The sequence below is a fragment of the Arthrobacter sp. Y3223164 genome (assembly GCF_059091005.1).
On record NZ_JBNHGF010000142.1, the window covers coordinates 1 to 6,467 of the forward strand.

Below are 6,467 nucleotides of genomic sequence, written 5' to 3' on the forward strand. Positions count from 1 at the left end.
CCGGGAAAGTCCCGGTCCGCGGCCGGGTTGCCGCGCAGCCTCTCGCCCACCGCCTCGGCCGAACCACCCATCACCACGAAGCCGCGCTCGTCGGCGATGGACCCGTCGAAGGTCAGCCGGAACAGCCGGTCGTCGCCCGGCGTATCGCCGACCTCGGCGACGGCAAGCTCCACTTCGAACGGCTTGCTGTCGGCGGTGAACACGGCGCCCAGGCTTTGCGCGTACACGCTGGCGAGGCCGCGGCCGGTGACGTCATCCCGGTCGTAGGAGTAGCCGCGCACGTCGGCGTAGCGGACCCCGGCCTGGCGCAGGCTTTCGAACTCGTTGTATTTGCCGACCGCGGCGAACGCGATCCGGTCGTAGATTTCCCCGATCTTGTGCAGCGCCGGCGAGGGGTTTTCGGCGACCAGCGCGATTCCCTCGGAGCAGCTGAGCACCACCACGGAACGGCCCCGGGCGATGCCTTTCCGGGCGAAGTCCGCCCGGTCCTTCATCAGCTGTTCGGGCGAGACGTAGAACTGTTGCGTCATGCTCAGGCCTCCCGTCCGGCCGCGGCCCGCGCTCCGATGACGGCCTCGGACGTGGCGGCGAGTTCCCGGTCCGGGATCCGGCGGGCGCCGGCGGCGTTGACGGTGTAGATCACTGGCCACACCTGCCGGACGGCATCCGGTCCCCCGGTCGCCGAGTCGTCGTCGGCGGCGTCGTACAGGGCTTCGACGGCCACCCGGACCGCTGCCGCCTCCTCCAGGTTCGGCTGCCAGAGCTTCTTCAGCGCCCCGCGGGCAAAGACCGACCCGGACCCCACGCTGTGATGCTCCTGCTCCTCATAGCGTCCGCCCGTGACATCGTAGGAGAACAGCCGGCCAACCCGCCGCTCGGCATCGAATCCGGCGAAGAGCGGAATGACTGCGAGGCCCTGCATCGCCATGGGCAGATTCGACCGGATCATCGCGCCCAACCGGTTGGCCTTGCCGTCGAGGCTGAGCAGCGTGCCTTCGATCTTCTCGTAGTGCTCGAGTTCCACCTGGAAGAGCCGCGTGATGTCCAGGGCGATGCCGGCGGTGCCGGCGATGCCCAGCAGCGAATGGGAATCGGCCGGAAAGACCTTTTCAATGTGCCGGCTGGCAATCAGGTTGCCCATGGTTGCCCGCCGGTCGCCGGCCATCAGCACGCCGCCGGCGAACGTCATCGACACGATGGTGGTGCCGTGGGGCACCATCGGTGCCGCCCCCGCCGGCAGCTGCTGGGCCCCCCGGGCGCCCGGCAGCAGATCCGGGGCGGTGCGCGCCAGATACTCGCTGAAGGAGGCGGTGGCTGAATGGGAAATGTGGGCGAAAACCGAGCCCGGACCGCCGGCCGGCATGTCCATCAATTACTGGCCGCCCTTCTGCACGAAACCGCGCACGAATTCTTCCGCGTTCTGTTCCAGCACGCCGTCGATCTCGTCCAGCAGATCATCCGTGCCTTCGGTCTCGGCCTGCGCGGCCGGTGCGGCGGCAGGCTCGGGCGTGGGCTCGTCGTCGTACTCTTCGTCGTCGCGGCGCGAGTCCACGTTCTTGCGGTCCTGGGTTGCCATGATGGCCTCCTTCTGGTGGGACGATCGACTCTGTCCTAGTGCTTATGTTGCCACGTGGGGCTCGTCCGCGGGGCCCAGCAACGCCGTGATGAAGTCCTCTGCCGACGAAGCTTCCTCGAAGAGCCTGCCGGTCAGTGCGCGGTTGCCGCGCAACGGCTCGCGGGTGGGGATGCGCTGCAGCCGGCGCCGGTCGGGAAGATCGAAAATCACCGAGTCCCAGCTGGCCCCGACGACCTCGCGGGGGAAGTGTTGAATGCACTTCCCGCGGAAGTAGGCCCTGGTGTCCTCGGGCGGCTCGCCCACGGCGGCGTCGATCTGTGCGTCCGAGAGCAACCGGCGGATCCGGCCGCGTGCGGCCAGGCGGTGGTAGAGGCCCTTCTCGGGCCGCACGTCGGCATATTGCAGGTCGATGAGGCCCAGGCGCGGGTCGCCCCACTCCATGCCGTCCCGGTCCCGGTAGGCCTGCAGCAGTTTGAGCTTGGCCACCCAATCCAGCTGGTCGGCGGCGTCCATCGGGTCCCGGCGGAGCGTGTCCAGCACCGCAGCCCAGCGCCGCAGCACGTCCGCGGTCTGGCCGCTGTCGGTCCCGTGCCGGCGGCAATGCTCCACCGCTGCCTGCAGGTAGATCTCCTGCAGGTCCAGGCCGGTGACCATGCTGCCGTCCTTGAGCGGTACCTTCTGCTGCAGGGAGGGGTCGTGGCTGATCGCCTGCAGCGCCTGCACGGGGTCGGCCAGCTGGACGTCCGGTACCTCGCCGTGTTCGATCATCGACAGCACGACGGAGGTGGTGCCCATCTTCAAAAAAATCGACACCTCGCTCAGATTCGCGTCGCCGATGATCACGTGCAGCCGCCGGTACTTGTCCGCGATCGCGTGCGGTTCGTCCCGGGTGTTGATGATGGGCCGCCGGATGGTGGTCTCCAACCCCACTTCGGCCTCGAAGAAGTCCGCGCGCTGGCTGACCTGGTAGCCAGGGGTGCGGCCGTTGCTGCCCAGCCCCACCCGCCCGGCACCGCACACGACCTGCCGGGACACGAAAAACGGAATCAAGCCGGTGACAATCCGGTTGAACGGCACGCTGCGCGGCATCAGGTAGTTCTCGTGCGCGCCGTAGGAGACCGACTTGTTGTCGGTGTTGTTCTTGTACAGGTTCACCGGCGAGAATCCCGGCGTGGCGGCGATCCTGCGCATCGCGGCGAGCACGACGGCATCGCCCGCCTTGTCCCAGCGCACCGCATCCAGCGGGTTGGTCACCTCGGGCGAGGAATATTCCGGATGGGCGTGGTCCACGTACAGCCGGGCCCCGTTGCTGAGCACCATGTTCATGAGCACGCCGGAGGATTCGTCCGTGTAGAACTCGTTGCCGGCCGCGCGGCCGCCGGCCAGCGCTATCTGCTCGGCGTCGAGGATCGGCGGGACATCGGTGAGCTGGGAAGGGTCCGCCTGGTCACGCGACAGGTCGAATCCGCGGGCATCGTGCAGCGGCTCCTCGTCGGTGTAATCCCACCGGGTGCCGGCCAGGTTCCCCAGGCCCTTCCGCATGGTCGCCGCGTACGCGTTGATCACCTGCGAGGAGAGCACCGTGGAGTTGGCCAGGGGTTCGCCGGGAGCATGGATGCCATACTCCGTCTCCGAACCCATCACGCGATAGACGCTCACAGGTACTGCCCGGTGTTGGACATCGTTTCGATGGCCTTGCCGGCCTCCTGCCCGGCCTTGCCCTGCACGATCGTGCGGATGTAGGTGATCCGTTCGCCCTTCTTGCCGGAAATCCGGGCCCAGTCGTCCGGATTGGTGGTGTTGGGGAGGTCCTCGTGCTCGCGGAATTCGTCCACCACGGCGCTGAGCAGATGCTCGATCCGCAGGCCCTTCTGCTGGTTGGTCAGCAGGTCCTTGATGGCGTTCTTCTTGGCCCGGTCCACCACGTTCTGGATGACGGCGCCGGAATTGAAGTCCTTGAAGTAGAGCATTTCCGTGTCGCCGCTGGCGTAGGTGACTTCCAGGTACTCGTTCGACTTGTCGGTGGAGTACATTTCCTCGACCGTGCGCTGGATCATCGCGTCGATGGTCGCCTTGCGGTCCTGCCCGTGCTCAGCGAGGTCCTCGGCATGGATGGGGAGGTTGGTGGTGAGGTACTTGGCGAAGATGTCCGCGGCCGCCTCGGCGTCCGGCCGGTGGATCTTGATCTTCACGTCCAGCCGGCCGGGGCGCAGGATGGCCGGGTCGATCATGTCCTCGCGGTTGGAGGCGCCGATGACGATGACGTTCTCCAGCTTCTCGACGCCGTCGATCTCGGACAGCAGCTGCGGCACGATGGTCGTTTCGACGTCGGACGAGACGCCGGTGCCGCGGGTGCGGAACAGCGAATCCATTTCGTCGAAGAAGACCACCACCGGGCTGCCGTCGGATGCCTTCTCGCGTGCCCGGGCGAAAATCAGCCGGATGTGCCGCTCGGTCTCGCCCACGTACTTGTCCAGCAGTTCCGGTCCCTTGATGTTCAGGAAGTAGCTGCGGGTGTCCGTGCCGCTGCGCTCGATGGCCTTGGCGGCCAGCGAGTTGGCCACGGCCTTGGCGATCAGCGTCTTGCCGCAGCCGGGAGGGCCATAGAGCAGGATGCCCTTGGGGGCCTTCAGGCCGTGCTCGCGGTAGAGGTCGGGATGCAGGAAGGGAAGCTCGACGGCGTCGCGGATCTGGTCGATCTGCGGTCCCAGGCCGCCGATGTCCTCGTAGGAGATGTCCGGCACCTCCTCGAGGATGAGGTTCTCCACCTCGCTGCGTGGAATCTTCTCCAGCGCGTAACCGCTGCGGGCGTCGATGGACACGGCGTCGCCGACCCGGAGCCGTTCGGTCCGCAGGGCGCCGGACAGTTTGACGACCCGTTCCTCGTCGGCGCGTCCGACCACCAGGACGCGGTCACCGTCGAGCATTTCCTTGATGGTGACCAGTTCGCCGGAGCGCTCGAAGCCGAGCGCGGCGATCACTGTGAGCGACTCGTTGAGCAGGACCTCCTGGCCGGGGGCGAGGTGGTCCATCTTTACCAGGGGGCTGACCGCGACGCGCAGCTTGCGCCCGGACTGCACGATGTCGACGCTCTCCTGCACCACGGCAGCGTTGCTCGTGCCGGGCCGCGGCCGTTGCGCCTTGTTAACCTGGGTGATGGTCGCGAAGCTGAAGGGGGTTTCGCCGTCGCGTTCGAGGGCGGACTTAAGCCGGACAATCTCGCTCTTCGCGGTCTCGAGCGTGGAGACGAGGCGGGAATTGTTTTGGGTGGCCGCGGCCAACTGCTTGTCCAGGTGGCGGAGTTTGTCGCGCAGGACGTTGATCTGGCGCTGGGCGACCGTCAACGCGTCACGCGGGTCGTCCTGCCGTTCAGCCGGTGCCGGTTGGTTGTTCTGGTTCTGGTCGTTCATCACCGCGACCTGCTTCCGTGATCGGTTCCTTCCCTAGACACTAACCGGCCCCCGCGCCGGCTGCACCTGTCTACGAAAGAAAACGCCAAACCGAGACATCTTGTTCCGATGCCCCCGCGGAAGCGGCCCGCGTCCCGCCCTCAGTCGGTTTCGGGGTTGATGTCCTTGAACGCTCCGCGCTGCACGGTGGAGGCGGCATCCTTGGCAGCGCGGCGCAGCCGGCGGTCGGACACGGTCCGCTCCCCCAGTGCCTCGGCATTCCAATCGTCCTCGTCGCCGGTCCACGCCTGCACGTCCTCGGCGGCGAAGCCGGTCTTGGACGGACGACGCTTGGGCGTCAGGCCCGTCTCGCCGCCGGCCAGCCGGCGGGCCGTGAGCAGGAAACCGGTGTGCGCCACCATGCGGTGGTCGGGCCGGACGGCCAGGCCCTCCAGGTGCCAGCCGCGGACCATCGACTCCCAGCCGTCGGGCTCGGTGAACCGGCCGTCGGCCCGGATCGCCTCGGCAGTACGTGACAATTGCGTAACGGTCGCGACGTAGCTGATCCAGACGCCGCCGGGCGCCAGCACCGTCGCCACCGCGTCCAGGCACTCCCACGGCGCCAGCATGTCCAGCACCACCCGGTCCACGCTGCCGGGTTCCTCGGCTTTGACGACTTCGTCCTGGAAATCTCCCAGCGAGATCTGCCAGGCGGGGTGCGGTCCGCCGAAGAACGTTTCCACGTTGCCGCGGGCAACGTCGGCAAATTCCTCGCGCCGCTCGAACGAGTGCAGCCGTCCGCCGTCGCCCACGGCGCGCAGCAGCGATATGCTCAGGGCACCCGAACCGACCCCGGCCTCCACCACCCGGGCGCCCGGGAAGATGTCCGCCATGGTCACGATCTGGGCGGCGTCCTTGGGGTAGACCACGGCGGCGCCGCGCGGCATGGAGAGCACGAAGTCCGAAAGCAGCGGGCGCAGGGCCTGGTACCGGTGGCCCACCGTGTTTGCCACGACCGTGCCCTCTTGCCGTCCGATCACCTCGTCATGCGGCAGGAAGCCCTTGTGCGTATGGAACGCGCCACCGGGCGTCAGGGTGATGGTGTTCATCCGGCCCTTTTCGTCCGTGAGCTGGACCCGTTCCCCGGGCCGGAACGGCCCGCGTCGCTGGTCGGCGCCGTGCGCGCTGGTGGTGGAGCTCATGCGTGGGATCACTTCCGGTCGTTGTGTGTGCGGCCGCGGCGGTGTGTGCCGGGCCGGTTCGTCGATTGTATTCCGGCCGGCGGCCGGGTTCCCGGCGCCGACCGGCGGGATCAGAGCCTGCCGGCCTTGCCGGTGATGGCGCGGACCACCGTGCTTTGCTGGAGCACCCCGGTGACGCGGCCCTCGCCGTCGATCACGGCGTACTCGCTGCCGGCCAGCCGGGCCAGGTACTGCACCAGCTCCTGGCCGGCAGCCGCCTCCGGCACGTAGGCCCCCGGCGCCAGAGCCCGGGAGACGGCC

Annotated in this window: 6 protein-coding genes and 1 pseudogene; all 7 read right to left on the bottom strand. The window is 68.0% G+C overall.

What is annotated here, in order from left to right; genetic code table 11:
• On the bottom strand, positions 1-530 hold a 530-nt coding region (prcA, locus tag AC5RUJ_RS08935), incomplete at its 3' end, for a proteasome subunit alpha (RefSeq protein WP_494155773.1).
• Between the two features lie 2 nt (positions 531-532).
• Positions 533-1,369 carry a proteasome subunit beta gene (gene prcB / locus AC5RUJ_RS08940; protein ID WP_494074542.1) on the bottom strand — a complete coding sequence of 279 codons (837 nt, stop codon included), beginning with the start codon at positions 1,367-1,369 and terminating at the stop codon, positions 533-535.
• 3 nt (positions 1,370-1,372) lie between these two features.
• A complete protein-coding gene (locus AC5RUJ_RS08945; RefSeq protein WP_493978456.1) occupies positions 1,373-1,576 on the bottom strand; it encodes a ubiquitin-like protein Pup in 204 nt (67 codons plus the stop codon).
• Between the two features lie 42 nt (positions 1,577-1,618).
• Positions 1,619-3,217 (bottom strand): depupylase/deamidase Dop, encoded by a 1,599-nt coding sequence (gene dop / locus AC5RUJ_RS08950; RefSeq protein ID WP_494014131.1) that lies wholly within the window; start codon positions 3,215-3,217, stop codon positions 1,619-1,621.
• Positions 3,218-3,231: 14 nt separating this feature from the next.
• A complete protein-coding gene (gene arc / locus AC5RUJ_RS08955; protein ID WP_493978557.1) occupies positions 3,232-4,920 on the bottom strand; it encodes a proteasome ATPase in 1,689 nt (562 codons plus the stop codon).
• A gap of 206 nt (positions 4,921-5,126) precedes the next feature.
• Complete coding sequence (locus tag AC5RUJ_RS08960; protein WP_494074494.1) at positions 5,127-6,167, bottom strand: tRNA (adenine-N1)-methyltransferase; 1,041 nt, start codon at positions 6,165-6,167, stop codon at positions 5,127-5,129.
• A 110-nt stretch (positions 6,168-6,277) separates the two neighbouring features.
• Positions 6,278-6,467, bottom strand: a pseudogene (locus AC5RUJ_RS08965) (site-2 protease family protein); the annotation flags it as partial.